Genomic DNA, 26,983 nt, shown 5'->3' with positions numbered 1-26,983 from the left:
CTCCGGCCAGTTCCCGGTCCGTCAGCTGCGACCGCCACGGCCCGCGCGTGCCGTCGGCTTTGCTGACGTGGGCGAAGTGACCGGTGGGCCGGGGCAGGTCGAGGCTGCGGGCCTGCCCGGCAAGGACCTGGTACCGGCCGGCGGCGACGGCGGCCGGCACCCATGCGCGGCGTCGGCGGCCGGCCGCAGTGGACGCGGTGATGGATTGCGGGCCGTCGACGCCGTAGACGAGCCGGGCCGGCACCGGCCACCGGGGTGTACGCACGCACTCACGGTGCTGTTTCGCTGCCCGGTCCGGCTTGGGCCGTCTACGTCTCGCGGCGCTGTGCTTCCTCCCGTGTGGGCTGGGACGGGATTCTCGTCGTGAGCGGTGTGATGGGGCGGGTGCTGGTGCGGGGGGCTTTTTCGTAGCGGCTCGGGAAGGGGTATTTGCGGTCCAGGAACCTGCGGATGGCGGCCTGGGCTGCCGGTCTGGCTTCCGGGGGCGTGTCCACGTCGTTGAGGCAGAAGAAGTCGATGTCCTCGCCGGCCGCGAGGCGGGCCAGACGGCGGTGCATGTCCGGTGTGCCCAGCTGGACGTAGCGGAAGCGGTAGTCGGCGGGGACGGCCCGGCCCGTTGCCATCGCCCAGTGGTGGTGGAGCGTGGATGCCGGAGCGACGTCGGAGGTGGAGCGGAAACGGGAATAGGGGGTCCGTTCGAGTTCCTCGATTCCCAGGCTCTCCATCTCGCGCATCACGGACAGCAGTTGGGGGTGCGGGGTGTGCAGCGACTTGTGCGTGATGTGTCTGCCGTGGAAGCGCCTGATCACCTCGCGGGCGTTCTTGCCGGCGGAGTTCGGGGCGGGTTCGAGTGGGTGCGGGGCGCCTACGCCGAGTTTCAGGGGAGACAGGGGGATGCGGGCGATGCCGTTGCCGTGGAAGAAGTGCTCGGGGTGTACCGGGCGGTTGATCAAGACGTCGTCGTTGAAGTAGAGGTAGTGCTCCGGCAGGCCCGGGATGTGGTGCAGGCGGCTCTCAATCGCGTGCGAGTTGAAGACCGGGAGCGCGTCGGGCGGGAGGATCTCCCGGTGGTCGATCACCGTCAGGCCTTCCGCCTGCGGGTCCAGCCAGGACGGGATCTGGGAGTCGGTGACCAGGTAGACGTGCCGGACGAACCCGGCGTACATCTCCAGCGAGCGCAGCGCGTACTTCAGTTCGTCATGGCTGGTGTAGCGGGAGGCGCCGGTCTCGCGCGGAGCGATGACGTTGTCGGAGAGTTCCTGGTGGGCCCGGCGCTTCGCGGCCATCGCCGGGTCGTCCCCGTCCACCCAGGTGTACACGGCGTCGACGGGGAACAGCACCTCGTCGATGCCGGGCTCGGCGAACGGGGCGAACGTCGGGACGGTGCGGCGGCGAACCGCCACTGCCGCCGGTTGCCGCGCCGTCACCGGGAGCACTTCCGCCACGGGGTTGCGGCGCGGGGCGACGAGCGCCGGCCCGAAGACGTCCGGCAGCCGGCTGCCGGGCACGGTGAGCCAGGCGGGATCGGTGCCGCCGGCGCTGCCCCCGGCTGAATCCGAGGGGGCGCCGAGGTCCCGGCCGTGCCGCCAGAACTCGATGTCGCACCCCGTCTCCAGGCCGCTGAGCACCTGCCCTGCCGGGCCGAGGCGCACCACGCCGGTGCGGAGTACGGCGGCCCGCCGCAGCGCCCGGGGCAGCCTGCCGTCGGCCCACAGCACCGCGCTCGTCACGGCGCTGCCCGGTCCGACGGCGCCGACGTACCCGGCGGTGCCGGCGAAGCGCTGGGCGGCCCGGGCGAGGATCGCGTCGCGGTAGGTCTCCTCGACGCCGACGGCCTGCCGCGGCGCGCCGTGTCCGTGGTCGGAGGGGACCAGGAAGTACGGGACGTGCAGCCCTTCCAGGAGGGTGCAGACCCGTTCGAGATCGGCTTCGGCGGCGTCCGCGGCCGTGTAGGCGTCGACCGTACGGCCGTACAGCCGCGTCGGTCCGAAGGTGATCCCACGCCCGGGGACGGCGGCGCGCAGGCGTCGTCGGGCCCGGGTCGCGCGCAGCGCCCAGAGCCTGGCCGACAGCCAGGCGCACAGGTGCGCCAGCAGGTCCCGGGCGGCGCGCAGGCCGGCGGGCGCCGTGAACGTGAAGCGGTGACGGATGTCCATGCCCCCCAGCCCCCGTCAGTTCTGCTTCTCGAAGGGGCTCGCGAAGGGGAAGTAGTCCTCCAGGAACTCGTGCATCCGCAGGCCGACCCGCTCCCGCTCCTCCGGCGGCACGTCGACGTCGTTGAGGCAGAAGAAGTCGAAGCGGCGGGTGCGGCGCAGGTCGGCCAGGCGGGCCTCGGCGTCCGGACGGCTGATGTTGACGTACCGGAAGCCGAACCGGCCCGGCACACCGCGGCCGGTCATCAGCGCGTACTGGTAGAGCAGCGGGGCCGTCACAGCGATGTCCTGCGGCGAGCGGAAGCGGGACGCCGTGGTGCGGCCGATGTCCTGCGGGAAGAGGTCCTCCAGGTCCCGCAGTGTCTCGCGCTGCTGCGGCAGCGGGGTGTGCATGAAGTTGTTCGTGGTCATCCGCCCGAACTTCTCCAGCAGCAGCCGGCGGACGTTCTTGCTCGCGGAGTTGGTGGCGGTCTCCTCGGCGTGCGGCTTGCCGATCCCGATCTTGAGCGGGGACACCGGGATCTTCATCAGACCGCTGCCGTGGAAGAAGTGCTCCGCGGTGACCCGGCGGCCGACGAACACGTCGTCGTTGAAGTAGAGGTAGTGGTCCGACAGGCCGGGGATGTGGTGCAGCCGGGTCTCGATCGCGTGCGAGTTGAACACCGGCAGGACGTCCGCCGGGAAGATGTCGCGGTGGTCGACGACCGTGATCCCCGGGGCCGTGTCGTCGAGCCAGTGCGGCTTCTGGCCGTCGGTCACGAGGTAGATGTGGCGGACGAAGTCGGCGTACATGGCGAGCGAGCGCAGTGAGTACTTCAGCTCGTCGTGGCTGGTGTAGCGGGAGGCGTTGGTCTCCTTGTCCAGGATCTCGGCGGTGCCGTGCTCCTGGTAGCGGGCGCGCTTGGCCCGCATCTCCGGCTCCTCGCCGTCCACCCAGGTGTAGACGACGTCGACGGGGAAGGTCACGTCGTTCACGGTCGGCAGGGTGAGCGCGGCGAAGGTCGGCAGCTCCCGGTCGCCGATCCGGACCACGGCCGGCGTCTGCTCGGACGCCGGCAGTACGTCCGTGATGCCGTTGTTCCGGGGTGCGACGAGGGACTCGGCGAAGACGTCCTCGCAGGCCTGCGGCTGGACCGAGGCCAGGCGCCGGGGCCCTGCGGCGGAGGCGAGGAGCTGTGCCCCGTCCTCCCAGAACTCGACGTCGCAGGCGAGTTCCGGGCCGGCGAGCAGCTGGCCCGCGGGGCCCAGGTGGTTCTCCCCGATCCGCAGGACCGGGGCCGTACGCAGCGCGGCCGGCAGGACACCGTCCATGAACAGGGCGGGGTGCCTGAGCTTTCCGCCGGGCAGCGGTCTGCCGATGAACACCGCCTTCCCCGCGTTCTGCGCCTCCAGGGCGGTGAGGAGACGCTCCCGGTCCACGGCATTCACACCGACCGTGTGGCGCGTGCGCGAGGCCGGCACCAGGAAGTAGGGGATGCCGTCCTGCTCCAGCGCGGCGAGGACCAGTCCGAGGTTGGCGGCGGCCGCCTCGGCGGCGCTGAACCGGGTCACGACCCGTCCGTAGAGCTGCTGGCCGCGCACCGCCACCGGGCGGAGCACCGGGTCCGTGACCGCCGCCATGCGGCGCCGCCGCATGGTGCGCAGTTGCCAGACCTTCTCGGCGGCCTTCCGCTCGACTCGCGGTCGCATCCGCCGGGCAAAGGAACGCACGGTCACGTTCTGAGCTCCTCTACATCAACCTCTACACACCCTTGTGTTAACCAGACGGACATCTGAGCCGGATGGTTGTAGAAAATTTCTCAGAGAATTAAGGAACCACCGAACACGCACACAACCACCTCACACCTGGATGTGCTATAGGCCCACCGGTGGTACGCGGTGAGGGCTGCCACCGGCAGGACCGCGAGGGCCAGGACGGCGCCGGGAGCCGGGCCGCGGCGACGACGAGACCGGAGCTCAGGCCGCCCGTGGTGCCGCGTCCCCGCCGAAGGCCACCACGAACACGGCGTCCGCTGCCGTAGCGCCTTCAGCCGACCGACACCAGGCAACCTTGACAATCTTGATTCCACAGAATCCGTGTCTGGCATGCCATGCGGGGTGGACCGCATCGATCGCCACGCGGCCGGCCTGCGGCAGCGGCAGGCCGAGGAAGAGCGCGGCCGGCCTGCCCGATCTGCCGCCCGGACACCGCGTTGGGCATCGCCGACTTGAGCCGGCCCGGCCGCGACGCCCCGCCCAGCCGGACCGCGGACCGCCGCCGGCTCCCAGCCAGACGCCCTCCAACGACAGATCTAGCATGAATGCGCAGGTCACGAAGGGTGAGGGTGGCGAAGGGCGACAGGACGACGCCTATCTGGAGCGGACACATCGTGTTCCGGATGCTCATCATCCCCCTCACGCTGAGCAGCGCCGCCGAGGACGGCGGCACCACCTGCACCTGATCCACACCGCCGACGGCTGCAACGGCCGCGTCCGGTACCGCCGGTACTGCGAGGTCGAGGACCGCCGGGTCGACGGGCAAGAGACCGGCCGCGGCCGGGAGACCCCGACGGGCAGCATCATCCCGGTCACCGACGAGGACCTCGACCACCTGCCGCTCGCCACCGTGCACGCGATCGGGCTGCTCGGCACGCTCCCCGTCTCGGCCATCGACCCCCGCCAGATCGGCGCCGGCGCGTACCACCTCACTGCATCCACCGCCCCGGCCGCCGTCCGGCCCTGCCTCCTGCTCGTCGAGATCCTCGCGCGCCGGGACCAGGCCGTCATCGTGAAGTTCGCCGTACGCGGCGACCGTGAACGTATCGGTCTGCCGCCCGCTGGCCGCAAGGCCCACCGGATCCACACCCATGGTGTGAGTGGTGCCTTGGGCCGAAAGAGATGCCCTGCCGGGCGTCGCGAGCTTCTGGGGTCCTCGACCTGTGATCATGTGATCGCTCATTGAAAGTGATCGACCAGGAGCTCCAGGTCGCGAGGCCCGATGTCGCGTCGCCGTGGAGCGCTCGCGGGAACGCGCTGGAGGTGATGTGGTGGACTGGTTGACCTCGCTGCCGGCGGTGGTGCTGGTTGCGGGCGGACTCCTGCTCGCCCTCCTGGTTGCGGCGGTGGCGCGGGTCGGCGTCCGGGCGCTCGTACCGGTCGGTGAACGGGACCGGGTGCCGCAGATCGCCACACCCCTGATGCCGACGCTCGGCGCTGCCTTCGCGATCTTTGCGGCACTCTCACTGGCCAGCGAGGCCGGCTACCTGCGCGCGGCCGAGGGGTTGGTGAGCGATGAGGCGGCCGCGGCCTCCCGCCTGGCATGGGCGGCGACCAGTCCGCAGGTCCAGTCGGAGCCGATCCACGCGGCACTGCTGGACTACTTGCGGACCACGCGTGCCAGGGAGTGGGAGGGCACGGCAGCGGCGTCCGGTGACGACCCGGCCACCGCTCGATCGATCGCACGGCTGGAGCGCAGGGTCCGCGCCGAGGCGGCCAGGCCCGGTGTGGGAACGGCGACGGGTACGGAGCTGGTGGTTTCCCTGGACGGTGTCACCAGTAGCCGTCGCGCCCGCGTCGCGGCCGCCTCGCGCGACGTTCCCGCGCTCTACGTCGTCACGCTCGTGGTCAGCGGGGTGGCCTTGATCGTGAACTCCGGCGCACTGGTCTTCCGCAGCAGTCTGCGAACCTCGCTGCTCATCGTCGGGGTTGCGAGCGTGGTCGGGCTGAGCCTGGCGTTGCTCTTCGCACTCAGCGCGCCCTGGAACGGACCGTTCGTCGTCAGCGGGCACCCACTCGACGCCATCATCCGGGACCTGAAGTCCGGCTTCTTCGACGGTGGGCCGTAGGCGGCGGAGAAGAGGACCGTAGAAGCGACCGTGAAGGCCGCGGTCACGCAATCAAGGAAGCCGCCCGGCCTCGTGAAACGCGTCGAAGGCCCTCTCGTCGACGGCCGAGACTCGGTCCCGATCGGCGTAGCGGAACCACGCCTGCTCGGCGGTCTCCCTCGACGGGGTCAGTTCACCGCGGTGACCGGCGGTGTGACAGAGCATCCTGAAGGGGCCGTGATCCAGATGGCCCTCGCCGACTCGAAGGTGACGAAGTGCACCATGGAACCGGGATCGATCGCCGCCTGCAGTTCCTCGTCGATCTCCCGCACCAGGGTCTCGCCGTCGGGCTCGTAGCCCGGTGGAAGTACCTTTCCGAACCCCGGTTCCCGGTGAGTCCCCGCCCGGGTCGATCACGGCGCCTTCCTGACCCTGCATTCCGCTGGGAAACCTCCGCTCGCGCGGAGCCGACGGTGCCGTCAACGGTCACCGGATATGAGCCGTCGGGGCACCTCCGCTCCCGCGGAGGCGCCCCGCCCCAGGGTTACCGCACGTATCAGGTCTGGCGGTCCGCTCCGCGCCCGCGGAGGTGTCCCGGAGTCCGTGTACAGCGTCGTGGCCGTCGCCGAGTCCGCTCCGTGCCCGCGAAGGTGTCCCGCCGGGGTTCTGGGTCCGGTAGATCGCCCAGACGTCCGCTCGGCGCCCGCGGAGGTGTCCCGTAGGGGAAGGCCACGCCCTGGTTGGCTATGGCGGCGTCATTTGGGACCACCGAGGCGGCTCAAATCGGCCCCGCTTTGTGAAGATCGCTGCTCGTGAAGGAGGGCGGTTATGTGTCGAGCGATTCCGCAGCGAAGACGTCTTCGGTCTTCCATAGCCGGCTGGTCAGGCCCTGCTGGTGGTGATAGCGCAGGCAGGTGTCGAGGGCGGCGCGGTTGGCTGCGATGCCGTAGGGCCACCAGTCCTCGAGGAACTCTTCACCGTTGCGATCCACCAGGGCGTTCATCCACGGAATCATGGTCTGGACCTGGTAGAGCCTGCGGTTTTGGCGATAGCGTTCGGCAGCGGCGTCCTTCGCCCGGGCGAAGGTGCGGTAGACGTTCTGCGCGAGTCCGGGATGGTCCCGCAGCAGTTCTCGCCGGATGACGATGGTGTGCATGATCGGGAAGATGCCGGTTCGCCGGTAGTAGTCGCGTTCGAGCGGCTCGAAGTCGGGGAACAGCCGGGTGACGTTCGGGGATCCGTCGAGTACGCACTGGGGGACGTTCGCCGAGAACAGTGCGTCGATCTCACCGGCGTCGAGCATCGTGCTCAGCGTCTTTCCCCCGGGTGCGACGCGCACGTCGACTTCGGCCGGGTGCGGATGGGGGATGAAGTCGAAGGGGGGCGCGGGGTGTTCGAGGCCGCCGATCACCCAGCGGCTTTCCTCGGGTTTGAATCCGTACTCGTCCATCAGGATCCCCTTGGCCCACACACCGGAGTCCTGCCCGTAGACGCCGAACTCGCCGATGGTCCTGCCCGCAAGATCGCCCGGTTCCGTGATCCCGCTGTGGACGTTGACGAAGATGCACGAGTGGCGGAACACGCGGTTCGGGAAGACCGGCAACGCTACGTACGGCAGTCCGGTCTCCAGCAGCCGAAGGTAGAACGTGAGACCGAGCTCGGCTACGTCGAACTCGTTTCCGTGGATCAGCCGTTCGAAGAGCTCCGGCAGGGTCGCTCCGGTTTTCATCGTGACGTCGATACCGTCGGTGCTTACGGTCCCATCGAACAGTGCCCGCGTCGTGTCGTACGGGAAACACCCGACCGTGAGGGCAGGGCCGGCCATGAAAACTCCTCTTCGTCGGATCTGCTGCTTCCATCGTTGGCCGTCGCTCTGTCCGCAGTCCAAGACCCGTTGGGAACGTCCGATACCGCACGGGTATGGTGCTTGAGGTGGACCTTCGCTCGCTCCGGTATTTCATCGCCGTCGCCGAGGAGTGCCACATCGGCCGGGCGGCGAACCGCCTTCACATGACGCAGCCACCACTGAGCCGCGCGATCCGGCAGCTCGAGGACGAACTCGGCGTTCTGCTGTTCCAACGCACTCCCAGGGGCGTCACCCTCACGCCCGCTGGAAAGGTTCTGTACGACGAAACGGGGGCGTTGCTGGGGCGAGCCGACCGGATCCGCAGGCGAGTGGCCGCCGCGGCGGGTACGGCACCCCTCGCCGTCGGGACTTTGGCGGACGCGGCCGAACAGGTCGGCGGCCGACTGGTCTCGCTCTTCCGGGCCCGCTATCCGCACGTCCACGTCATCATCCACGAATCCGACCTCGGCGACCCGACAGCCGGACTCCGCGCCGGGCTGGTCGACGTGGCAATCACCCGAACTCCGTTCGACGACACCGGCATCAGCATGCACGTCCTGCGCTCGGTACCCGTCGGCGTAGTCATGCGTAACGATGACCCGTTCGCCGGTCACGCCTCGGTCTCGTCGACCGACCTCGCCGGCCGCCGGTGGGTCCGGCTGCCGGAGGGCGCCGATCCGGTGTGGACGGCGTACTGGACCGGCAGCGGAGACAACGACAACGACGCGTCGCCGGTCATGCGAACGATCCAGGAGTGCCTGCAAGCGGTCCTGTGGAACGGCACATCGGCTCTCGCTCCCATCGATCAGCCGTTGCCCGCCGGTCTGGTCGTCGTCCCGCTCAGTGACCGCCCGTCCAGTGATCTCGCCGTGGCCTGGCCAAGGGCAGCATGCAGCCCACTGGTACGCGGCTTCATCCAAGTCGCAAAGCACTGCTGGCACACCTGAAACAGGCAGCGGTGCTGCTGGACTCATCTCATCACCACAGCTCAGGGCCGCCAACCACGAGGGCTGCCACCTCCCGTGTGCTGATCTGAAACTTCCAGCTCCATCCGCTGGTGGCGAACTACTGCACCGAGCGCGTCCCCATCCCACCCGCACTACCTGCGTCAATGGGAACATTCTTGCCAAGAGAAGTGCTACGGCATGATGAGCTGATCTTGTTACCAAGGCACGTGAGACCGGTAGACTTGCAGGCCACCTTCACGAGTAGCGATCTTCACAAAGTGGGGCCGATTCGGGCCGCCTCCGTGGTCCCAAATGACGCCGCCCTAGTACTCCAGTGCGACTTCGTGATCTATGTGCTGAAGGGTGTTGTGGCGAGGCGTCGTCGGTAGTGGCTGCGGCGGGCGGTTGCTTGATGCTGTCTGCGCCAGGCTGACCAGTGCAGCAGCCTCGCTGGCGACACGGTCGAGGGCTTGAAGATCGTTCCGAGCAGGTGGCGGATCTCCGGGACTGTCAGTGCGATCGGATCGCCGCTGCGGGCATGGTTATTGGTCTCGGCTGGGCGGTCAGGAGTCGCGCTGGCCGCGACGACGGCCAGGAACGCGAGAGCGAGCATGGCCAGGGTGATGTGCTGGTGCCAGGAGGTCCATTGCCTGACCTGGTAGTGGTCCAGGCCGGTCTGGCCTTTGGCGGCCTGGAAGCACTCCTCGATGCTCCAGCGGACGCCGGCGATACGAACCAGCTCGGACAGGGCCACCGGTGCGGGTGACCAGCACAGGTAGAAGGCCAGCTCACGGGTGCTGGGATTGCGGCGGACGAGCAGGTGGCGGTGATCGTCATCACCGATGTAAACCCAGGCCCAGTCGTAGTAGCGCGGGCCCTTCGCGCCTGCTCCGGCGCTTTGCCGGTGCCAGGCCGAGGCGGGCAACTGGTCCGCAACGACCTGCGCCGGGACCGGGGTGCGGCCGTGGTTGATCCGCACCCTCGTGGTGCAGGCGACCGCGAGAACGTACCCGATCCGGCGCGCCTCCAGGCCGGTGCGCAGATGCGGGTCCTGGCCGCAGGCTTCGTCGCCGGTGACCCAGGACGCGACGACCCCGGCGTCCAGTGCCGCGGCGATCATGCGCTCGGCCAGGCGGGGCTTCGTGGCGAACTCCAGCTCGTGGGGGACTCCGTCCCGGGCCCGGCGCTCTTGGTCGTGGCACCAGGTGTGCTCAGGCAGGTAGAGACGACGGTCGATCAGGGCACGTCCGCGCCTGGAGGCATAGGCGAGGAAGACCCCGACCTGGCTGTTTTCTATCCTGCCCGCCGTGCCGGTGTACTGCCGCTGCACCCCGGCAGAGGATCGGCCCTTCTTCAGGAACCCCGTCTCGTCGACAATCAAGACGCCATCGTCGGCGCCGAGGTGTTCCATGACGTAGGCGCGAACGTCGTCGCGGAGTGCGTCGCTGTCCCAGCGGGCGCTTCGCAGCAGTCGTTGCATCGGTCCGGGGCGGGCGTGGCCGACGTGTTCGGCAAGGCGCCAGCAGTTCTTGCGCTCGACGCTGGAGAGCAGTCCGAGGAGAGAGGCGCGGGCCGCAGCCCGGGGCTCAACCCTTTGGAAGCGACCCGCAATCCGGGCCATGACCTGGTTGGACATCGCCCGCCAACGGGCGGGGTCTACGCTATGGCCCGCGGCCACCGCACGCTCTTCAGGAGTCCACACAACCCTTGATGATCTCGCGTTGGCCGCACAGGTCAGCCGTCGCAGTGTTCACCGTCCCGGGCCACGATTCGCCCGCGGCTATGGTGGCGGTCGTGCAGACCTCCGATTCGCCGTTGGCGATACGCGCATGCTGGCTCTCATGGATCGCGGTACACAGCGCCGACCAAGCGGAACTTGTCGCACAACTTGGCTTCACCAACGTGCGGAAGACCACCTGGGCGCGCGGTGTGGACCTCATCGACGAGGTTGCACATGCAGGCGAAGAGCGGTTCTCAACAGTCGTGATCACCCCGGCGATCGACGGATGGACGTTGGTCATCGGAGCGTGGTGCGGACTGCCCTACCTGACGCGCACCGCTCTCGTTACGAACCTGTGCCAGCAGCTCAGCTCGAAGTACGGAAGAGCCCAGGCCTACTTCCACAGCGAGCAGAACGACGGCGAAGCCTGGCTGATCGCCGAAGACGGAGACGTCATCAGGCGGTGGGTCGCCGAATATCCCGAGCTGGCCCTCGGCGAGCCATTCGGCGTCGAACGGCACCTCCTGGACGCCTTCGGCATCCCCGGCAAGCCCGAAGATCTTGATCCAGAAGACGACCGAGCCAGCAGTTGGGCGGCTACTTGGGGCGACTGCGACGCACCGACGGTCGCCGCAGAGTCGAGCCTAGATCCCCGGCAGATCGGGCCGCAGACCCGGGCTTCTGGAGCGGTGCTCGTGGCCCGGACGCCGCCGTTTGAACCCCTGGACCCGATCACTGGTACGGCACCTTACGGGGAATCGCCGGGGGACTGACCTTCTTCCAGCGTGCCATCCCCGCCGCCAGCGGCGGAGTCGCGCTGCACCACCGACAAACGATCTACATCACGAAATTGGACTGGAGTACTAGCCGAGAACGCCGCCCTCCGCGGACAAGTCACCAACCGCTCCGGCGTCGTCGTCCCACTGCCTCTCGCCCGCCAGGGTGAGCGGATTCGAGAGACGGGAAAGGCGGGTCACGTCAGAACGTCGGCCTCCTCTGTGCCCGTGCAGCTGGGCGCGCAGAGCCCGGAACAGCGGCATCGAGGCGGCTCCTCCAGAGGTTTTCCGCACCCGTCCCGTTTCGTGTGCAGCTCAGGACCGCGTCAGCACCGGTGCTGTTCACCGGCCAGCCCGTACGTATCACCCGGTCTGCGCGTCCGGGCCGTGGCGCGTTCACTGTGACTCACCCCCGACTACGCGCTGCACAAGGTCCACCCAGGCGCTCTGCAGGCGGGCAGCCGATACGGAACAAGCGCGACGCAGGTAATCCGACAGCTCGATGTTCAGGAAGCCGAGCAGGGCGTGAGCGAGCATGTCGCAGTCCCCGTCTACTCCTGCCTGGTGCAGCAGTGAGGCGACATGGCGGTGGAACGCCTGCCAAGTACCGGATGCATAGCGGCACTCGAGCGTGAGTTCGCGCCCCAAGGCGATGCCCAGGTCGGAGTCGGCTGCTGTACGGTCGATCAGGGCGCAGCCGAAGGCTGTCAGCCTGGAAGCGGCGGGAGCGCCTGGTCCCAACGGAGGCGGGCCCGTGGTGTAGGACTGTCTGAACTGGGCCTCTGCCTCCCCCAGGAGGACCAGGAGCAGACCGTTGCGGTCGCCGAACCGCCTGAAGAGGGTGGCCTTCCCGACACCGGCCCCTTGTGCGATGGCCTGCATGGTCACATGCTGGGCCCCTCGTTCAGCAATCAGTCGAGTGGCCGCGTGCAGAAGCCGGATCCGGTTTCGGGCCGCGTCTGACCGCTCCGTCGCGGGAGATGACACGTCGGGCCTCACTCACGCTTCGGGGGGAAAGCTTTATCCAGTGCCTCTTGTCGAGATAGCGGCCCGTGGTGATCGAGGCGCAGCCGCGCTCCAGTGCCCGCGCGTGCTTGGGCTCGCACTTGACCGTGATGATCTGTTCGTCCAGGTCGTCGGTGACGACCCGGATCACCTTGTCCGCGACGTTGTACACGTCGAGTCCCGGAGGGAAGGGGTAGCCGTGGCTGACGTCGGGGAGAGCGAGGGCCGCCTTGCGGGCGGTGACCTGAAGGCGGTTCCAGGCCGCGCTCTGCAGCCTGCCCGCGTGCCGGTGCCGTAGGTGTGCGGGTCGACGGGCTGCTCGGCCTTGGGCAGGTGGGAGACGACGAGCAGGTAGGAGCCGGTGACGAGCTCCGTGACGAGCTTGTTGTCGACGCCTGTCCCGCCCTCCAGCGTGATCCAGTGCTTCTTGTTCATGTGGTAGCCGGGGGTGATGTGGCTGTTGTGTTCCCGGAGAGCCTGGGCCTCGCCGGGGTCCGCCTTGAGGATCACGACGGGGCTCCCGGGGACCTCGGTCATCAGCATGAACACCTTGCCGCGTACCTTGAAGACCTCCCAGTCCGGGCCGAAGGGATGCTCCAGCTGGGCTCCGGGAAGTTCCTCTGCGCACTCGGCGGCGAACGTCTGCAGGGTCGATCCGTTCATGAGGGTTTCCTTCCTCGGGTGCAGGAGCGGTAGGCCCGAGGCGTCCTGGTCAGGCCGCCGGGCGGCGAGGGGCGGGACGCGGGCCTGTCACCGGTGCTGTGCGGTGCGCAGCTCGTCGGTGAACCGGGCGAGGGCGTCCTCGGCCGTGGGGACGGGGCCGAACAGCTGCTCCTGGCGGCGGGGGTCGGCGACGTAGCGTCCGGTGTCGAACCAGCCGAACATCGTGGCCATGTCCTTGACCACCGGATTGAAGCGGCCGGCGACGGCTCCTGCGGCGCGGACGACGACGGAGGGGACGGCCCACACCTTGATCTTCTTGCCGGCCCGGTGGCCCATCGCATCGGCCACCTCGAGCATGCTGACCGGACGGTCCCAGCCGATGTCGATGCGTTCACTGTTGGCGGCCGGGGCGTCGACCGAGGCCGCCAGATATGCCGCGAGATCGGAGGTGCGGACGAAGGTCAGCGGAACGGTGGCCTTGGACATCCAGATCAGGCGGCCCTTGTCGAGCGGGTTGCCCGTCATGTCGCGACCTGGTCGAGGAAGGCCCCCGGACGCAGGGCGACGAACGGGACGCCGAGCTGTTCGAGTTTGTCCTCGGCGAGCTTCTTGTGCCAGAAGTGCGGGACGTGGGGCGTCTGGTCGCTGGTGAGGATGCTGGTCAGGACGAAGCGCCGGATGCCGGTGCGGTGGGCGGCTTCGGCGAGGTTGGCGTTGCCGATGGTGTCGATGTCGTGGGCGTTCTTGCCGCCGCGGGTGTAGCCGGCGGCGGTGGTGATGACGGCGTCGGTGCCGTTCATGGCGGCCACGAGCGAGTCGACGTCGAGCATGTCGCCGCGGGCGATCTGAACGCCCCGGCTTTCGAGTCGGCTGGCGTTGCTGGTTGGCCGCACCAGGGCGCGGACGTTCTTGCCGCGTGCCAATAGCTCGTCGACGACCTTGCTCCCCAGGGAGCCGGTCGCCCCGACGACGAGGACCGGGAGGGTGGTTGAGTCGGTGGCAGGCATGGGGGTTTCCTTTCCGTCAGATCGTCAGCGGGGGGTTTGGTGGCCGGGGGGCGGGGGTGGCTGCAGACGTGGGCGTCTGTGGGCGGGCGAGTGGAGGCGGGCCGTGGGGGAGGATCCGCAGTGCGCCTCGCCGCCGCCACGTGCCGCGTCCGAAAGCAGCCGGAACGGGATGGGCGAATGGCCGGCCTAGAGGTGGTGGCGTGGCCTGCGGGGTACGGGGGCCAGGGGCACACCGGGGAGTCAGGCGGACTTTTCTTCCGGCAGCGCGCGGCTGCTGATCGCCTCGGTGATGGCGTACGCGGTTTCCACGAAGGCCTCCGCCTGCTGCTGCGACAGATTCCGGGCGGAGGTCTCTTCCAGGGCCTGCCACAGGGCCGCGATGGGCTCGCGCATCGCGCGGCCCTTGTCGGTGAGGTGGACCATCATGACGCGCCGGTCATGGGCGGCCGGCTCGCGGATGACCAGGCCGGCGTCCTGCATGCGGCGTAGTGCCTTGGAGATGGTGGAGTGGTCCACGCCAAGGCATTCGAGCAGTTCGGACTGGGACTGGCCGTCCCGGTCAAGAAGGTGCATCAGCAGCAGTTCCTGCCCGGGATGCAGGTCCATCTCGCGCAGCAGGGCGGCGGCGTAGGCGCGGTGGGTGCGGGCGAGTTGGAAGATCGCATAGCTCATCGACCCTGCGCCGGCCGTCGTGGGGATGCGGGGTTCGGGGGTGGGCATGGTTCGGTTCCTCAGCCGGTGTGGGTGGGGTAGTCGGTGTAGCCGGCCACTCCGCCGCCGTAGAAGGTCGCCGGGTCGGGGGTGTTCAATGGCGCGCCGGCGCGGAGCCTCTCGACCAGGTCCGGGTTGGCGAGCGCGAGGGCGCCGACGGAGACGAGGTCTGCGGTGCCGTTGTCGATGTCCTTGGCCCGGGCGGGCAGGTCAGTGCCGACCCGGTTGAGAATCAGGGTGGTCGGCCACAGCGCGCGCAGGGTGCCCAGCAGCTCCTCGTCGCCGCCGTGCATCACGTGGAGGTAGGCCAGGTCCAGGGGACGCAGGGCGTCCAGGAGCGCCGGATACAGCTCGGCGGTGTCGGACTCGGCGATGTCGTTGTAGGGGTTTGCGGGGGAGATACGGATACCGGTGCGCTCGGCACCGATCTCGTCGGCCACCGCGGCGGCGACCTCGACGGCGAAGCGGATGCGGCCCTTGACCGAGCCGCCGTAGCCATCGGTGCGCTGATTGGTGTTGTCGGACAGGAACTGGTGCACCAGGTAGCCGTTGGCGCCGTGGATCTCCACGCCGTCGGCGCCTGCCGCGACGGCGGCCGCTGCGGCGCGGCGGAAGTCGTCGACGGTCGCTGCGACCTCCTGCGTCGACAGAGCGCGGGGGGTCGGCATCTCCTGGGGCCCGGACGCGGTGAACATCACGCCCTCCGGCCGGACCGCCGAAGGGGCGACCGGCTCGCGCCCGTGGTGGGTGTTGTCGGGGTGGGCGATACGTCCGGTGTGCATCAGCTGGATGACGATCCGGCCGTCGGCCGCATGCACGGCGTCGGTGACCTTGCGCCACCCGGCGATCTGCTCGTCGTTGTGGATGCCGGGGGTCAGGAGGTAGCCCTGGCCGTCGGCGGAGGGCTGGGTTCCCTCGGTGATGATCAGCGCGTGCGAGGCCCGCTGGGCGTAGTACTCGGCGTTCAGCTCGGTCGGTACGCCTTCAGGTGTGGAGCGGTCACGGGTCATGGGGGCCATGACCAGGCGGTGCGGCAGAGGTATGCCGCCAAGAGCGGTCGGCGTCCACAGGGAATCCAGCAGTTCGGCGCCGAGCGTCTCCCGGCTGGTCATCTCCGGCAGCCCGCTCGGTTCGGCGGTCACCAGTTCGCCGTTCAGTGGCAGCTGTCCGTCGGTTGTGGTGAGGTCGCGGGACTGCCGGTGCAGTTCGGTGGCCTGCAGGAGGAGGTCGCGGCGGGTCAGGCCGGGGGAGAGGACATCGAGGGCGCCGATGCGGATCAGTCGCTGGGCGAGCGGCAGGGACGGGCGGGCGCGCAGCCACAGATCCTGAAGGCCGGTGTAGGGCTGGCCGGCCTCCAGGCGCTCGGTCTCCGCTTCGCTGATGCCCTTGACCGTGGAGAACGCCAGGCGCACCCCCCAGCCCTGGCCGGCCGGCTCCACGCTGTTCTGCCCGCGGGAGCAGTTGACGTCGACGGGCAGCACCGGTACGCCGTGGCGGCGGGCGTCGGCGACCAGGACCCGGCGCGGCCACATCCCCGGATCGTGCTCCAGCAGCCCCTCGTACAGGTACGCGGGGAGGTGCGCCTCCAGATACGCGGACTGCAGAGCGGGGACGGCGAAGGCGACCGCGCGCGGCAGATGCCGTACGCGCCGAACGAGGCGACGGTCTCCCACACCTCGTCGAGGACGTCCTTGGCGTAACCGCGCTGACCGGCCGTACGACGGAACCAGGCTTCGACTCCCGGAAGCCGATCGGGGTCGGCCAGGGCGCGGCGGGCGACGTCGCCGGCGGCACGGTCGCAGCCGGTCATCCGGGACAGGATGGCGATGATCTGCTCGTGCCAGACACCACGCCGTAGGTGTCGTTGAGTACCGGCTCCAAGTCCGGGTGCGGGTACCTGGGGGCGGTGCCGTGCCGGTCCGCGATGAACAGGGCAGGCATCCCGCCTGACACGGGGCCGGGGCGGAAGAGGCTGATGTCGGCGACGACGTCCTGCATGGGCCGCGGCTGCAGACGGCCCACCAGGTCCTGCTGACCAGGACTTTCCAGCTGGAAGAGGCCGACGGCGCTGCGCCGGATGAGTTCGAAGTGCCTTCTCGTCGTCCAGGGGGACGTGGTCGGGGTTGTCGAGATCGAGGGCCCGCCCGGTCGTACGGCGGATCTCGGCGACCGCGTACGCCATCGCGGACTGCACCGCACGCCCAGTACGTCGAGCTTCAGCAGACCAAGATCTTCGACGTCCTCCTTGTCGGCCTGCACCATCGGGTAGCCGGCCGGGGTCGGCTGGACCGGAAGCCGGTCCAGCAGCGACACGTTCGAAAGGATCACTCCACACGGGTGCATGGCATAGCCGCGGGGCAGCGCGTCCAGGCCTTCAGCGAGCTCCCACAATGGTCCGAACTTCTCCGCCTGAGCAGCGAGTTGCCGCAGCTCTGGCAGTTCGGCCAGGGCGCCGCGGATGTCCCGGGCCCGCAGGTGCGGGAAGCTCTTGGCGATGTCGCCGACGACCTGCGGCGGAATCCCGAGAGCGAGGCCGGTCTCCTCGCCGGCGCCCACGACGGCGGGTTCGGGGAAGTGCGGCCGTCCGAGCCCCAGATCGGCGGGGGTGAGCGTGCAGGACTGGCCCGTGGTCTCGGTCTCCGCCAGCAGACGCCCAGCCCGGCCCCGATCGTCGCCGACGGCCTGGGCGATCCGCTCGGCGGCCGCGGCCATGGCGGCCGGGCCCTTCAGCCACCGCTCGCCGCCGTCCAGGTGCTGGCGGTCGACGGGCCGCAGAAGGCGGGCCGCGTCCAGGACGTCGGCCACCCGGTGCTGGCCGGGATCGGCGTAGCGGACCGCGTTGGTCAGCACCGTACGCACCCCGGCCTGGTCGCCCAGGCCCACCGTGCGGGCGGCCAGCCGCAGCGATCCCGGCCCGGTGCCCTGCCGCCCCAGATACACGGCGTCCAGGCGCAGCCGGTCCCCGGCCAGCTCCCGCCACGGCTAAGCAGCTGCTCGGCAACGTCGGGGCGGCCGGCGGACAAGGCACGCAGCGGCTCCGAGGAGGGACCGAGAAGAACCACCAGGTCCTCGCCGGCGTAGGCGCGCAGGGCAGGCCAGGACACGACCGGCGCCGCACCGCCGGCCTCGGCGTGCGCGACGGACACCAGCAGGCACAGCCGCGACCACCCGGCCGGGCTCTGCGCAAGCAGGGTGATCCGCAGCGGCGGTTCCACCACGTGCGCACCGCCGCGCACGGGCGTACGGGGCCGGCCAGCCGCCGGGTCCGGCGGGTGAGCGGAGCGACGGCGACGTCGACTCCGAAGACGGGGCGGATCCCGGCGGTCGCGGCGGCCTTGGCGAAGGGGACCGTGCCCGCGACGGTGTCCCGATCGGTCAGCGCGAGCGTCGTCATCCCGCGCTTGGCAGCCCGCTGCACAAGGACCCCAGGGAGCGAGGCACCGTAGCGGGCGCTGTAGCCGGAGGCGACGCGCAGATGAGTAAATCCACGGCCTGCACCTCCTGCCTGTCGCGCCCCTCCCTGACCTGTGTCCTCTCCAGGTATCCACCATAACTCGAAATCGCACAAGCGTGCGAATAGCTCTCGTGGTGGTGTCCCGCACCGTACGCAGACCGCAAGGAGCCAGACGGCCCTGATTCACAGGCCGAGACGCGTCAATGTGACATGCGTCTCAGTTTGCGATCCGATCCTGTATGGCGGCCGGGTTCCCGCGGAAGGGGTGAGGCCGGCGACTGTCCGGCCCGGAAAGGCAGTCATGCCACACCCGTTCCAGCACCTCGCGCTGCTCGCGGCGCTCGTCGTTCTCGCGGCGATCGCCCTCACCTCGCTCGCCGTCGACGCCGGTGACGAACTCACCGAGCACCAGGCCCGCGTTCTGTGTGCCGCGATGAAGGCGATCGAGCACGTCGCGTCGCCTACGGCACCGCGTTGGCCGCCCAGGACACGCCGTTGACGCTGACCGTGAAGACGGTGATGCGACTGCTTCGATAGGGCTCCTCCACGTGCATGCGGATCGCCGTGGCCGGAGTCTGAGGCTGTGGACTTCCCCGTCGACGTCGCGCTCGCCGAGCTGGTCCCGACCTTGCCGGTCGGGACGGGCTGGCGGTACGAGATGAAATTATGGACAGGGTTTTGGTCTTGTTCCTGGTCCGCGGATGTGGACCGCGAATTGGTGCACGGTGGCGGCGCTCGGTGCTCGGCGTAGGTGTGCTCAGGAAGGAGGGTTTCGCTTTGAACTGCCGAGAAACGCTGCGGCGAGCGCAGCGACACCACCGCCGAGCATGCCCGCCGCAGGCACCGCGGCGCCGTGGTCGACGAAGTATTTGGCGACCCAGAGGTAACCTGCTACACCACCACTGCCAACGATCAAGCCGGTTGCGCGCAGCGCCAGATTGACCAGGTCCAAGCGGCGCTCATGGGCACGGTCAAGGCACCATTGCCGGTGCTTTTCAGCTTGGCGCTCGAAGTCCTGCTCCACGAGCCGCAGGATGCGTTCGCCGGCGCCTGGGACTACACGCTCCCATACCTCTGCTTGGCTGGCGGCCGGCAGAGCCGAGTACGGTGTCGACACCTGGTCCGGCTGCGCGCCGTCGTCGATCGCGGCAGCAGCACCTGGCTCCTCGGGCGGTGTCGTGGTCACCGCTCGCCCCTTTCGACTTCTCCCGGCTGACGGCCGTGAGCAGAGCCCGGCCACTGGATCAACGCTTCGGGCGGTGCGCCGAGCTGACCGTACTTCTCCCGCAGGGCCTCATCGACATTGCGTCGGCTCTGCTCGCGGGAGGGTTTGTCAACGGCCGGGCGAACCGGGACTCGATGGCCGGGAGCAGCTGCTCCCGGGCCGGATCGGTAGGGCCACAGATCCCGCAGCCCACCCAGGAAGCCGTTCTCTCGGGCGGCGAAGGTGCGATCTTGAGATTCCGGCTGCGGAGCGCCTCCGCGATGGCGGTTGCGGCGCGTGAGAAGAAGCCCTCCTCCAGCCAACATGGCCCACACCACGAGGAAGCTCCCCAGCGACCACCCGCCGTGTTCGGCAGGAAGAGCCCGCAGCAGCAGGAACAGACCAGCCGTGGGCAGGGCAATCACGAACAGGACCAGGATGGGAAAGGCCAGGAAGCGAGCGGCACGGCGCTGGCGCCGAACCGACGCGTCGAGGAACTCGGTTGCGACCGCGCTGAGATCCCGACCGCCTTCAAACGAACTGCGAGCCACCGCTAGCTCGTAGCCTCGATACAGGGCACTAGGGTCGCGGCCGAGGCGCCGCCAGACGACTGCGGCATCCTCGATTCGCTGGCGAACCAGGAGGCCGGCACGTTCGTCGGAGAGCCACGTCCGTAGGCGCGGCCAGGCCCACAGCAGCGCCTCCTGTGTAATCTCCACGGTCTCCCGGTCTAGAAAGAGGACGCGGCTCCGGGCGAAGGCGTCCAGGACCTTTCCAGCAGAGGAATTGTCGCGGTCATTGCCGAGAAGGTCGGTCCAGGTCACGCGCCGGCGGGTCGGCTGAATGTCCTCTGCCACTCTGACCAGCTGAAGGAAGATCCTTCTGGCTGTCGGCTGGTCTTCTGGATCCAGCCCGGCAAATACCCGTTCGGCCATGGTCGCCACAGCATGTCGGATGCCGCCAGTGGCCTCGTAACCCGCGATCGTCAGGAGGCGGCCTTGTCGTCGGAGCCATACCTCACGCAGCGCGTGCGCTAGCAACGGCAGCCGTGCGGTTTCGGATACGTGCTCAAGATCCCGCAGCACCAGCTCGGTCAGACCCGACTCGATCTGCAGGCCCGCCGTCTGAGCCGGCAACACGATGGCTTCTCGCAGCTGGGGGACTGATAGCGGCCCAACCCACACCGGTTCACGCAATGCCACCTCCAGCTCGGAGTACGTGGCACTGAGGGCGAGGTAATTGTCGAGGTAGTTGGATGACAGTGCGTACACCACCAGTGCAACGGGTGGTGTACCCTCGGGGCCTGGTTTCGCCAGAGCGGACAGCGAACAGAGAAAGTCGCGGCGCTCCTGCTCGTCCGGGAACAGCGTGAAGACCTCTTCGAGCTGGTCGACCACCAGGAGCAGGCAGGCATCAGCGACCCCGCTGCTGGTCCGTGCACGGACTGCTTCCCGGAGTGCTTCCGCCTGGCCCTCCGGATTCTCCGACAGCGCCTCGGCCATGCTGTCAGGCGGCACGCCGACGAGGGATCCAAGGCGAGCGGCCAGGGACTTCATCGGGTGTTCGGTGGGGGTCAAGTACAACTGCGGCATGCGATCCGTGCCGGGGATGGCGCCGGCGGCGAGCGCGGGGAGTAGGCCAGCTGCGAGCAACGACGACTTGCCCACACCTGTCGGACCGACGACCGCCACCGCGCCACCGGAGCGCAGGCGCCCGCTGAGACAAGCAATCAGCCGTGCAAGCGGTTCTTCCCGGCCGAAGAACCACTGTGCCTGATCGGGGCCGAAGGAGGCCAGGCCAGGATATGGGCAGACGTCCTCTGCCTGTTCTGAACGGAGCCATCGTGCACCATCACGGGGGCCTCCTCGCGTCCACGCTTCGGGAAGCTGCTTATCCACTCGGCTCCCCTTCATGCCCACGCGCGATCCAGACCTCACCGTAGTCCAGCGGCTTGCACAATGACAGCACGTCGGCCCCACCCGTAAGGTCGCATTCCCGGGCGCCAACTGCCCAGCTGCAGGCTGTACTTGTCCCGCGCGCAGGCTCGTCAGTATCTCGGCGTCTGGCCTCCAGGCTGATGCCCAACCGGTATTCACCCCGCCGGCTCCATGGAGCGAAGAGAGGGTGACGCCAGATCCCGGCGAATGAAGTGCACTCGCCATCCGTGATCGACATGACGCTGGATTTCATCTCGTGGACAGCTCAACAGCGCATAACCGAAGTTATGGATGGGGTTTCGTTCTGTCCGTTGTCCACTGCGGGCATGGCTCAGGGCCCTCCGACGTGAAGGGCCCTGGACCAGTGGTGACGGCGGTTGGGGAGCCGTTACTGACGGGGCTTCCACCTTGATCGTGGACACCGGTTGTCATGCAGCGATGGCCAGCGTAGTTGATCTCTGTTCGAAGGCGACCGGCGCGAGGTAGCCGATCGTGGAGTGCCTGCGCCGGTGGTTGTAGAAGCCGATCCAGCGGAAGACCGCGAGCCGGGCAACTCGTGCGGTCGGCCAGCCACGCCGGTCGGGAAGGATCTCCCGCTTGAGCGAGGCGAAGAACGACTCCGCGGCGGCGTTGTCCGCGGATGCGCCGACCGCTCCCATGGATCGGGGGATTCCCGCCTGGTGGCAGGCGTCGGCGAACGCCTTCGACCCGTACTGAGCCCCGTGATCGCTCTGCTTTGAGGACGAGGCAGGTCAGGGCCTGAGGCCGCCCAAGGGCCGCACCTGGGGCCGCCGGGGCTGCACCCCGGTCGTGAAGGTCACCGCCGCGGGCACCAAACGGGTCTCCATGGCGGCGCTGATCTGCACGAAGGCCGGCCGCAGGCCACGGCTCATCTACCGCATCCACCTGGACCGCGGCCCCGCCAAAGGCCGGCGCAAGGGCTTCACCGAGATCGATTACGCCCGCTTGCTCGATGCCGCACACCAGCAGCTCGGCGGTCCCATTGTCTTGGTCTGGGACAATTTGAACACGCACGTCAGCCGCATGATGCGACGGCTGACCGCCGCCCGGTTATGGCTGACCGTCTACCAGTTGCCGCCGTACGCTCTGGAGTTCAACCCGGTCGAGGCCGTGTGGTCGCACCTGAAGAGGTCGCTGGCCAACCTCACCAAGCACAGCCTCGATCAGCTCACCACACTGGTGAAGACGCGGTTGAAACGGATGCAGTACCGACCCCGCCTCATCGAGGGACTCATCGCCAAAACCGGACTCGACCTCCAACCACCGCAGCCTCAGCCGTTAAAGATCTTCTAGAGGGAGCCAGGCGGCAGCAGGTGTGGGGCGCGGATGCCGAGGATGCCGAAGACCTCATCCTTCGCCAGGCTGCGCAGTTCCGCCAGGAAGGCGGGGTCCACGTGGCCCTCCCTGGCCCAGATTCCGGCGAGGGACTCGGCGCAGCGCTGGGCCAAGTCGCTGCGGAAGTCCCCCGCCCGGATGGCCCGGATCAGGGCCGCCTCGACGAACGGACCGGAGAGGAACTCCAGATCCGACGCCGCGTCGTCTTGATCGTCCTCGCGCGCCGTGGGGTCTTCGATGAGGCGTACGAGCAGAACCGCGCGCTCTTCGTCCGGGATCTCCGGATCGCTCCATACCGGGCCCGGCGACGAGACCGCCGCCGCATCCTCATTCACGATGCGGGGCCGCTCCTTCCTGAACAGCCTGTCCAGCCAAGTCCTCATCTACGACAGATCCTCGATCCCGTCCACAATGCCGATACCGACCACGCCACCGACGACACCTCCCAAGATCCCGCCGACCGCGGGTCCGACAGTCCGGAGGTCTGCCCCGAACACGGAACCGAAACCCGCGCCCGCGAGGCCGCCCGCCGTGCTGACACCGTCGTGGAGGCCGCCTAGATCCGCTCGGTGCGGCCACCACATCGTAGACGTGCAAGGCGACGGTCGCAGCGATCAGCAGCCTGCCGCCGATCTTGGCGGTCGACTTTCCCAGAGCGATGGCTCCGCGCGGCATCCACAGCCCCTCCAAGGGGATGTGCTCCTTCGTAATCCCAGCCGTTAAAAATCTCTAAACGCCCATCCCGCTGTCGCGCGCCCACGCCGCGTGAGTTGAGGAACCGACGAAATACGTCGATCTGCTTAAACACGTTTTGTGCCAGGCGGAGATCCCGCCCTGGATTGTCGAGGTTCCCGGTACGTCAGATACGCGTCTTGGCGATGCCCCGCTTCGAGATCAGGTGAGGAAGGCGAAGAGGTACACGCCTTGCCGTCCTTCCACCACCAGCTCGTGAGCCTCCCCCCAGACACACGAAAATAGGTCCCCATCGGTTCGCGCGACGGCCACGGCACGCAGTCCCGCGGTGGACCAGATCCGAACCGTCCTGTCGTCGCCGATGGTGGCAAGCCAGGTGCCGTCCGGAGCGATCGCCACCGCCCTCACCCGGCCGGCGTGGGCGGTGAAGGTGCGGTGCAGTGTGGTGTGGGGGGTGTCGGGCACTGGCCACTGATTGACGAGAAGCGGGCGCAGGGCGGGGTCCTGCTGGTGGGCGCTGACTTGGGTGTGCCAGTGCGGGTATGCATCGAGGCGGCTGTGCAGGATGCCGGTGAGGGAGTGAGGCGGGTCGGTGGGGGCGAGGAGGTGGGCGACTTGGACGATGTGGCGGGCTAGGGGGCGGGTGTGGGGGGTGTCGATGCGGGTGAGGTCGTTCCAGGGTGCGCTGGGGCCGCGCTGGGTAAGGCGGCCTTCGACCCAGCGCAGGTCGCCCGCTACCGCCTCGGCGGAGGCGGCGCGGTCGGCGTCGAGGAGGTGACTGATGAGGTGGTCGAGGAGGTAGCCGTGCGGGAGCTGCCACCAGGCACGCCCGGGGTCAGGGGCGTCGGGGGCGAGGGGCTGGGCCAGTGGCAGGGTGGCGGCAACCGTGTCGACCAGGAGGCCGTTGAGGCGGACCAGGCAGGACGGGCCGAGGACGTGGCGGAGACAGCCACGGATGACGTCGTGCAGGCTGATCCTGCCACCGTGGCCTCGGTCGATGGTGAGCAGGGACAGGTGTTCCAGGTCTCGGCACAGGGCGCGTGTCTGATCCTCGGTCAGCCCAACGGTGGCCTGCCACAGCAGGGCGACTACGGATACCGGGACGGCCTCGTCTTCGGCGAAGATGCCGAGCTCGGTGAAGCGGTCGGCGCCACCGGGTGGCAGTGTTGCGTCTGTAGTTGCGGCCTCGATCGAGGCTGTGACGGCCTGGCTGCGCAAACGGGGATCATCGAGGTTCCACGCGGCGGCCGGATCGTCCACCGCCGCCGGCCCTTGCCCGCTCAGTCGGCGAAGGCAGCTCTCAGCACAGACGATGGGATCAGCGCCGGCCGCCGTGCAGAAAGGGCGCGAGCTGTTCCTCTTCCCACACGTCATCGAGGATGAGCAGAGTGCGGGGACGCTCGTCGAGGAGACGCCCCAGGTGGGCGCCGGCCAGGTCGGGATCGCTGAACCTGGTTCAGTGGTGCCGGCGTGGAGGGACGGCCTCGAGGACAGTGCGTTGGCGCCGGACTACCGCCGACTCGTGGATGTCCTTGCCGGCGGGAGCGAGCCGGGCGGGGAGGCGATGGACTGTCGGCAACTCGCCATGGCGCTCGGCCTGGAGGCGGTTCCGGCAAAGGTCGAGGGGGTGCGGTCGAAGGCGAAGCGCCTGGTCGCGCGGGGCTGGCTGGCCGAGGAACGTCCGGGGATGTTCAGCGCGGTCGCCAGGCGAGTCAGCGCCCCGTAGGCTGCTGGGGCGGGTGTACCGGCCAGGACGTCCGAAACCTGGTGGAAGAGGCCCAGCGGTGGCAACGCTTTCAGAGATCCGCTCCCTGTTGGGCGAACCCCGATTTTATTGGTCGGATGCGGTGCCATGGGTCGAAATAGAGCGGGAGTTCGGTATCGAATTCCCTGCGGACTTCCGTGAGATCGTGAACGCCTACGGTTCGATCCAGATCAATGGTCAGTTGTACCTGGAGCACCCCGCCGGCCATCTTCTGCACAGCTTGAGAGAGACCATCAGGGGGGATCTCGAGATGTGGCGGGAGGAGGACATGGCAGAGTTTCTGCCCAGTCCGGTTGGGTTGAAGCCCGGTGAGTTGATGCCGGTGGCGTCGGCCACGACGGGGGAATGGGTTTTCCTTCGCGTTCCAGACGGGTCCTCGTCGCCCTGGAGCCTCCTGGTTCAGGAGCTTGACAGTCCGGCCTGGGCTCTCCATGAGATGACATTCAGCGACTGGTTGCTGGCTTATCTCAGGGGTGAGGACGTGACGGTGTGTTCTCGCAACTTCGCGCCTGACCGTCCATTCTACGAACCCCTGTCCTGAATTGAACGCGGTGGAATCAGCCCGGTCGCCGGGCGAGTCGGCGGCTCATGACCATGGTCATCGACGACCGGATCACCGCCTCCGAGGTGTCGGTGCGCCTCTCGTAGTCGCGGGCCAGCCGGCGTGAGTGCATCAGCCACGGGAACGTGCGCTCCACCAGCCACCTCTTCGGCAGCACGGTGAACCCGCTGGTGTCGTCGCTGCGTCTGACCACGGTCAGCGCGACGCTCAGGACGTCGCGGGCGAAGTCGACCAGGCGCCCGGTGTAGCCTCCGTCGGCCCACACCCGAGTGACACGCCAGTTCCGCTCGTGCAGCCGGGCCAGCAGCGTCTGTCCCGCCTCCCGGTCGGTGACCGAGGCCGCGGTCACCATCACATGCAGCAGCAGTCCGAGAGTGTCCACCACGATGTGCCGCTTGCGGCCGTTGACCTTCTTCCCGCCGTCGAAACCCCTGGTCGCAGCCGGTACCGATGCGGCTGCCTTCACCGACTGCGCGTCGATGATGCCTGCCGTCGGCTCCGGGTCCCGGCCCGCGACCGTGCGGACCCGGTCACGCAGCCGGTCGTGGAACTCGGCCGCCAGACCCTTGTCCCGCCAGCGCCGGAAGAAGGCGTAGACGCGGTCCCAGGCGGGGAAGTCCGCAGGCATCGCGCGCCAGGTGATACCGCCCGCGACCAGATAGCGCACCGCGTCGACCATCTGACGGTGGCAATAACTCTCCGGCTGCCCGCCGCGGCCCTCCAGCCAGGCACCGGTATCGCATCGCGTACGACCGCCCATTCCGCGTCGCTCATGTCGGACGGATACCTCGGCCGCCTGTGCGGATGATCCCCGGCATTCCCGAACCGGTGAGCGAGGCAATCACATGTCAGAGGCACCGAGTTGGACGCCATCGGCGACGGCACGGAAAACTGCAGCACCAGGGGCCTCCTGTTGCTCGGCTGGATTCGACACCCACGAGTTGTACGGGAGGCCCCGCTTGCATGCACCGCCGGCCGCGAGATCACCCGACCGAGTCGACGACCTCGAACTCACACACACCAAGATCGATAGAGCAACGGCTTCTAAGCGTCGGAGGCTTCGTCGACGTTCTGTTGCTTCCGGAACAGCGCGATGACTGGCCAGCGGAAGGCACGGTTGCGGACTTCGAGATCTGGTGGGCGGACAGCCGTCAGCAGATCCGGCTGAAGCCGTCCGACTCTCGGTATCTGCGGAACGACTTCCCAGACTTCGCGTCCGTCCCAATTGGTCATCCGAGGTGGGGCAGCCCGTAGACCACGCTGGTGGTCGCGGGTGACAACGCCGGGTCCAAGCGCGCCAAGGCCGAACACCTCGGCATCCGACTCGCCACACCTGACGAGTTCGCCGCCCTCGTCGACGACTACCTCACCTGACCCCGAC

The 26,983-nt window shown here is 68.6% G+C and carries 22 protein-coding genes and 4 pseudogenes; 8 read left to right on the top strand and 18 right to left on the bottom strand.

The features are described from left to right. Positions 1 to 308 precede the first annotated feature (308 nt). Both ACZ4UV_RS48695 and ACZ4UV_RS48690 read right to left on the bottom strand, forming a co-directional pair. Positions 309 to 2,156 carry a stealth family protein gene (locus tag ACZ4UV_RS48695; protein ID WP_451016932.1) on the bottom strand — a complete coding sequence of 616 codons (1,848 nt, stop codon included), beginning with the start codon at positions 2,154 to 2,156 and terminating at the stop codon, positions 309 to 311. A gap of 15 nt (positions 2,157 to 2,171) precedes the next feature. Continuing rightward, a complete protein-coding gene (locus tag ACZ4UV_RS48690; protein ID WP_467848498.1) occupies positions 2,172 to 3,869 on the bottom strand; it encodes a stealth family protein in 1,698 nt (565 codons plus the stop codon). A gap of 580 nt (positions 3,870 to 4,449) precedes the next feature. Between ACZ4UV_RS48690 and ACZ4UV_RS48685 the strand changes: the two genes are divergently transcribed. Both ACZ4UV_RS48685 and ACZ4UV_RS48680 read left to right on the top strand, forming a co-directional pair. Then, on the top strand, positions 4,450 to 5,094 hold the full coding sequence (locus tag ACZ4UV_RS48685; RefSeq protein ID WP_451016930.1) for a Ku protein: 645 nt from the start codon (positions 4,450 to 4,452) through the stop codon (positions 5,092 to 5,094). Positions 5,095 to 5,179: 85 nt separating this feature from the next. After that, positions 5,180 to 5,977 (top strand): bestrophin-like domain, encoded by a 798-nt coding sequence (locus tag ACZ4UV_RS48680; protein WP_451016929.1) that lies wholly within the window; start codon positions 5,180 to 5,182, stop codon positions 5,975 to 5,977. A gap of 805 nt (positions 5,978 to 6,782) precedes the next feature. Here the strand turns inward: ACZ4UV_RS48680 and ACZ4UV_RS48675 are convergent. After that, on the bottom strand, positions 6,783 to 7,781 hold the full coding sequence (locus tag ACZ4UV_RS48675) for a substrate-binding domain-containing protein (protein WP_467848489.1): 999 nt from the start codon (positions 7,779 to 7,781) through the stop codon (positions 6,783 to 6,785). A gap of 107 nt (positions 7,782 to 7,888) precedes the next feature. Here ACZ4UV_RS48675 and ACZ4UV_RS48670 point away from each other — a divergent pair, with 107 nt between their 5' ends. Next, entirely contained in the window at positions 7,889 to 8,749 is an 861-nt protein-coding gene (locus ACZ4UV_RS48670) for a LysR family transcriptional regulator (RefSeq protein WP_451016926.1), read from the top strand. 349 nt (positions 8,750 to 9,098) lie between these two features. Here ACZ4UV_RS48670 and ACZ4UV_RS48665 read toward each other — a convergent pair whose 3' ends face one another. After that, a complete protein-coding gene (locus tag ACZ4UV_RS48665; RefSeq protein ID WP_467848484.1) occupies positions 9,099 to 10,385 on the bottom strand; it encodes an IS701 family transposase in 1,287 nt (428 codons plus the stop codon). A 158-nt stretch (positions 10,386 to 10,543) separates the two neighbouring features. On the opposite strand from ACZ4UV_RS48665, the gene ACZ4UV_RS48660 reads away from it, so the two are divergent. Next, on the top strand, positions 10,544 to 11,242 hold the full coding sequence (locus tag ACZ4UV_RS48660; protein ID WP_451016924.1) for a hypothetical protein: 699 nt from the start codon (positions 10,544 to 10,546) through the stop codon (positions 11,240 to 11,242). 399 nt (positions 11,243 to 11,641) lie between these two features. Here ACZ4UV_RS48660 and ACZ4UV_RS48655 read toward each other — a convergent pair whose 3' ends face one another. The 8 genes and pseudogenes from ACZ4UV_RS48655 to ACZ4UV_RS48620 all read right to left on the bottom strand — a co-directional run. Next, a complete protein-coding gene (locus ACZ4UV_RS48655) occupies positions 11,642 to 12,127 on the bottom strand; it encodes a TetR/AcrR family transcriptional regulator (RefSeq protein WP_451016923.1) in 486 nt (161 codons plus the stop codon). 22 nt (positions 12,128 to 12,149) lie between these two features. Continuing rightward, positions 12,150 to 12,422, bottom strand: coding sequence for an MmcQ/YjbR family DNA-binding protein (locus ACZ4UV_RS48650; protein WP_451016922.1), 273 nt, complete (start codon positions 12,420 to 12,422; stop codon positions 12,150 to 12,152). A 104-nt stretch (positions 12,423 to 12,526) separates the two neighbouring features. Next, a pseudogene (locus tag ACZ4UV_RS48645) lies at positions 12,527 to 12,913 on the bottom strand (MmcQ/YjbR family DNA-binding protein); the annotation flags it as partial. An 87-nt stretch (positions 12,914 to 13,000) separates the two neighbouring features. Further along, complete coding sequence (locus ACZ4UV_RS48640; RefSeq protein ID WP_451016921.1) at positions 13,001 to 13,438, bottom strand: hypothetical protein; 438 nt, start codon at positions 13,436 to 13,438, stop codon at positions 13,001 to 13,003. Then, positions 13,435 to 13,920, bottom strand: a complete 486-nt coding sequence (locus ACZ4UV_RS48635; protein ID WP_451016920.1) for an SDR family oxidoreductase — start codon at positions 13,918 to 13,920, stop codon at positions 13,435 to 13,437. The genes ACZ4UV_RS48640 and ACZ4UV_RS48635 overlap by 4 nt, the downstream gene beginning before the upstream one ends. A gap of 240 nt (positions 13,921 to 14,160) precedes the next feature. Further along, positions 14,161 to 14,640, bottom strand: a complete 480-nt coding sequence (locus tag ACZ4UV_RS48630) for a MarR family winged helix-turn-helix transcriptional regulator (RefSeq protein WP_451016919.1) — start codon at positions 14,638 to 14,640, stop codon at positions 14,161 to 14,163. Between the two features lie 11 nt (positions 14,641 to 14,651). Further along, positions 14,652 to 15,713 carry an alkene reductase gene (locus tag ACZ4UV_RS48625; protein ID WP_467848619.1) on the bottom strand — a complete coding sequence of 354 codons (1,062 nt, stop codon included), beginning with the start codon at positions 15,711 to 15,713 and terminating at the stop codon, positions 14,652 to 14,654. Beyond that, positions 15,711 to 18,106: pseudogene (locus tag ACZ4UV_RS48620) on the bottom strand (PHP domain-containing protein); the annotation flags it as partial. The gene ACZ4UV_RS48625 and the pseudogene ACZ4UV_RS48620, both read right to left, overlap by 3 nt. A 280-nt stretch (positions 18,107 to 18,386) precedes the next feature. On the opposite strand from ACZ4UV_RS48620, the gene ACZ4UV_RS48615 reads away from it, so the two are divergent. After that, positions 18,387 to 18,584, top strand: coding sequence for a hypothetical protein (locus ACZ4UV_RS48615; protein ID WP_451016918.1), 198 nt, complete (start codon positions 18,387 to 18,389; stop codon positions 18,582 to 18,584). Between the two features lie 258 nt (positions 18,585 to 18,842). Here ACZ4UV_RS48615 and ACZ4UV_RS48610 read toward each other — a convergent pair whose 3' ends face one another. The 3 genes and pseudogenes from ACZ4UV_RS48610 to ACZ4UV_RS48600 all read right to left on the bottom strand — a co-directional run. Continuing rightward, complete coding sequence (locus ACZ4UV_RS48610) at positions 18,843 to 19,271, bottom strand: hypothetical protein (protein ID WP_451016917.1); 429 nt, start codon at positions 19,269 to 19,271, stop codon at positions 18,843 to 18,845. Beyond that, entirely contained in the window at positions 19,268 to 21,202 is a 1,935-nt protein-coding gene (locus ACZ4UV_RS48605) for an nSTAND1 domain-containing NTPase (RefSeq protein ID WP_467848465.1), read from the bottom strand. Before ACZ4UV_RS48605 ends, ACZ4UV_RS48610 begins: the two co-directional genes overlap by 4 nt. Before the next feature lie 452 nt (positions 21,203 to 21,654). After that, a pseudogene (locus tag ACZ4UV_RS48600) lies at positions 21,655 to 21,957 on the bottom strand (integrase core domain-containing protein); the annotation flags it as partial. Between ACZ4UV_RS48600 and ACZ4UV_RS48595 the strand changes: the two are divergent. Further along, positions 21,956 to 22,540, top strand: a pseudogene (locus ACZ4UV_RS48595) (transposase); the annotation flags it as partial. The pseudogenes ACZ4UV_RS48600 and ACZ4UV_RS48595 sit on opposite strands and share 2 nt — an antisense overlap. On the opposite strand, the gene ACZ4UV_RS48590 reads toward ACZ4UV_RS48595, so the two are convergent. Together ACZ4UV_RS48590 and ACZ4UV_RS48585 are read right to left on the bottom strand one after the other, a co-directional pair. Then, the gene (locus ACZ4UV_RS48590) at positions 22,537 to 22,917 is read right to left on the bottom strand and encodes a hypothetical protein (RefSeq protein WP_350786533.1); all 381 of its coding nucleotides are present in this window, start codon (positions 22,915 to 22,917) and stop codon (positions 22,537 to 22,539) included. The pseudogene ACZ4UV_RS48595 and the gene ACZ4UV_RS48590 sit on opposite strands and share 4 nt — an antisense overlap. A 559-nt stretch (positions 22,918 to 23,476) precedes the next feature. Then, a complete protein-coding gene (locus ACZ4UV_RS48585; protein WP_467848460.1) occupies positions 23,477 to 24,493 on the bottom strand; it encodes a WD40 repeat domain-containing protein in 1,017 nt (338 codons plus the stop codon). 304 nt (positions 24,494 to 24,797) lie between these two features. Here ACZ4UV_RS48585 and ACZ4UV_RS48580 point away from each other — a divergent pair, with 304 nt between their 5' ends. Further along, positions 24,798 to 25,001 carry a hypothetical protein gene (locus ACZ4UV_RS48580; protein ID WP_467848456.1) on the top strand — a complete coding sequence of 68 codons (204 nt, stop codon included), beginning with the start codon at positions 24,798 to 24,800 and terminating at the stop codon, positions 24,999 to 25,001. A 58-nt stretch (positions 25,002 to 25,059) separates the two neighbouring features. Next, complete coding sequence (locus tag ACZ4UV_RS48575) at positions 25,060 to 25,581, top strand: SMI1/KNR4 family protein (protein WP_467848453.1); 522 nt, start codon at positions 25,060 to 25,062, stop codon at positions 25,579 to 25,581. Between the two features lie 16 nt (positions 25,582 to 25,597). Here the strand turns inward: ACZ4UV_RS48575 and ACZ4UV_RS48570 are convergent, their stop codons facing one another. Then, entirely contained in the window at positions 25,598 to 26,281 is a 684-nt protein-coding gene (locus tag ACZ4UV_RS48570) for an IS5 family transposase (RefSeq protein ID WP_467848450.1), read from the bottom strand. Positions 26,282 to 26,983 lie beyond the last annotated feature (702 nt).

This window comes from Streptomyces sp. NPDC028289, from assembly GCF_055565975.1.
Note: the sequence above shows the minus strand (reverse complement) of the source record. Positions and strands in the feature narration are given on the sequence as shown.

Excerpts from the sequence above, each read along its gene's own strand:
- ACZ4UV_RS48695 (WP_451016932.1), bottom strand. The coding sequence starts at position 2,156 with ATGGACATCCGTCACCGCTTCACGTTCACGGCGCCCGCCGGCCTGCGC.
- ACZ4UV_RS48685 (WP_451016930.1), top strand. The coding sequence starts at position 4,450 with ATGAATGCGCAGGTCACGAAGGGTGAGGGTGGCGAAGGGCGACAGGAC.
- ACZ4UV_RS48675 (WP_467848489.1), bottom strand. The coding sequence starts at position 7,781 with ATGGCCGGCCCTGCCCTCACGGTCGGGTGTTTCCCGTACGACACGACG.
- ACZ4UV_RS48665 (WP_467848484.1), bottom strand. The coding sequence starts at position 10,385 with ATGTCCAACCAGGTCATGGCCCGGATTGCGGGTCGCTTCCAAAGGGTT.
- ACZ4UV_RS48655 (WP_451016923.1), bottom strand. The coding sequence starts at position 12,127 with ATGCAGGCCATCGCACAAGGGGCCGGTGTCGGGAAGGCCACCCTCTTC.
- ACZ4UV_RS48640 (WP_451016921.1), bottom strand. The coding sequence starts at position 13,438 with ATGACGGGCAACCCGCTCGACAAGGGCCGCCTGATCTGGATGTCCAAG.
- ACZ4UV_RS48635 (WP_451016920.1), bottom strand. The coding sequence starts at position 13,920 with ATGCCTGCCACCGACTCAACCACCCTCCCGGTCCTCGTCGTCGGGGCG.
- ACZ4UV_RS48630 (WP_451016919.1), bottom strand. The coding sequence starts at position 14,640 with ATGCCCACCCCCGAACCCCGCATCCCCACGACGGCCGGCGCAGGGTCG.
- ACZ4UV_RS48615 (WP_451016918.1), top strand. The coding sequence starts at position 18,387 with ATGCCACACCCGTTCCAGCACCTCGCGCTGCTCGCGGCGCTCGTCGTT.
- ACZ4UV_RS48605 (WP_467848465.1), bottom strand. The coding sequence starts at position 21,202 with ATGAAGGGGAGCCGAGTGGATAAGCAGCTTCCCGAAGCGTGGACGCGA.
- ACZ4UV_RS48570 (WP_467848450.1), bottom strand. The coding sequence starts at position 26,281 with ATGGTCGACGCGGTGCGCTATCTGGTCGCGGGCGGTATCACCTGGCGC.